3 protein-coding genes are annotated in these 1,479 nt (G+C 42.7%); all 3 read left to right on the forward strand.

The features are described 5' to 3' along the window. Window positions 1–198 precede the first annotated feature (198 nt). The 3 genes from G395_RS0127125 to G395_RS31905 are packed head-to-tail and all read left to right on the forward strand — an operon-like array spanning window position 199 to window position 1,322. Window positions 199–486 (forward strand): transposase, encoded by a 288-nt coding sequence (locus G395_RS0127125; RefSeq protein WP_026632868.1) that lies wholly within the window; start codon window positions 199–201, stop codon window positions 484–486. Further along, entirely contained in the window at window positions 483–959 is a 477-nt protein-coding gene (locus tag G395_RS31900) for a hypothetical protein (protein ID WP_084439915.1), read from the forward strand. Before G395_RS0127125 ends, G395_RS31900 begins: the two co-directional genes overlap by 4 nt. A gap of 39 nt (window positions 960–998) precedes the next feature. Beyond that, window positions 999–1,322, forward strand: coding sequence for an integrase core domain-containing protein (locus G395_RS31905; RefSeq protein WP_169720108.1), 324 nt, complete (start codon window positions 999–1,001; stop codon window positions 1,320–1,322). Window positions 1,323–1,479 lie beyond the last annotated feature (157 nt).

A 1,479-nucleotide genomic window follows, 5' to 3' on the forward strand; every position in this document is an offset into this window, starting at 1 on the left:
AGTACATGGTTCGTTGTTTATCTGGATGTATTTTATCGAAATATACTTAAAAAACGCTTTTGGCATTATCTCGCAAAACCTCCTCCGTTTCCTGATAATAGATGATACATCAACTACTAAATTCATAGTTATATGTAATACTCCCAAAATTGAGGCCATCGGTTAAGTTTAGTAACTTGACATTAAACCGATGAGAAAATGAAACAAAGCCGGAGGAAATTCACAGCAAAATTCAAGGCTATGGTCGCCGTTGAGGCCTTGAAAGAACGGGAATCGTTGAGCGAATTGGCGACAAGATTCGAGATTCATCCAACCCAGGTATCCGCATGGAAACGGGAGTTCCTGGAACGAGCAGAGAAAGCTTTCGGAGATGAGTCCTCGAAGGAAGAGGAATCTGTTGACGTTGACAATCTTTTCAAGCAGATCGGACAGCTGCAGGTGGAGAATGACTTTTTAAAAAAAAGCTTGAAAAAAGCAGGACTATGAAGGAGCGCATGGCATTGATCGATAATACTCATCCATTGAGCATTCGGCGGCAAGCACAGATTCTCAATGTCAACCGCAGTCAATTGTATTATAAGCCTGCTGGTGAAAAAGAAGAGAACCTATCACTAATGGAGACTATGGACAAAATTTTCTTGTCTGATCCCACCCTGGGTGTGTTGGGTATGCAACCGGGCCGCCGGGCGGACGAACTGACTGAAAAAGGGCTGAGCTACAACGTCAAGCGAATTCGCCGGTTGCTGCGGAAAATGGCGATTGAGCCGATTTATCCAAAACGTAATCTTAGTCGTCTTGGGAAAGCGAAATATATTCATCCGTATTTGCTCCGAGGCCTTGAAATTAATCGACCCAACCAGGTTTGGGCGTTGGATATCAGCTACATTCCCATGAAGCACGGCTTTATGTACTTGACTGCGATTATGGATTTATATAGCCGCTATATTGTCGGCTGGTAGCTATCCAACAGCCTGGAAAAAGAAACGCAGACTGAGCTTTTGCACGCAACGATATCCCGACATGGCAAACCTGAAATCATCAATAGCGATCAGGGGGCGCAATACACCTGCGAGCATTGGGTAAGCACGCTGAATAGTCTCAAAATTCGGGTCAGTATGGATGGTAAAGGTAGGGCAACAGACAATGCACACATTGAGCGATGGTTTCGGACAATTAAGCAAAAATATATTTACCTGAATCCTGAGAAAAACGGCCTGGACCTATATCTGGGAATTGATCATTTTGTTAAACACTACAACGCCAGGAAACATCAGGGAATTGGCCGAAAAAAGCCGATGAATCTGTACATGAATGCCGCTTAATTTAAACTAGTATTAGCAAACCGCTGGTCTTAAAAATAGGGAGTACTTCTATATAGCGATTGTCTCAAATGACCATTTCAAATTTCTATGTCGTTTGTCTTCAACTTTAACTAGTTAGTGAGACGTGTTACAGAAGTATCCAAACTAGAAATTGCTT

The sequence above is a fragment of the Dyadobacter alkalitolerans DSM 23607 genome, from assembly GCF_000428845.1.
Taxonomy (GTDB): Bacteria; Bacteroidota; Bacteroidia; order Cytophagales; family Spirosomataceae; genus Dyadobacter; species Dyadobacter alkalitolerans.

Bases quoted from the DNA above. Each gene is read 5' to 3' on its own strand.
- G395_RS0127125 (WP_026632868.1), top strand. From the start codon at position 199: ATGAAACAAAGCCGGAGGAAATTCACAGCAAAATTCAAGGCTATGGTC.
- G395_RS31900 (WP_084439915.1), top strand. From the start codon at position 483: ATGAAGGAGCGCATGGCATTGATCGATAATACTCATCCATTGAGCATT.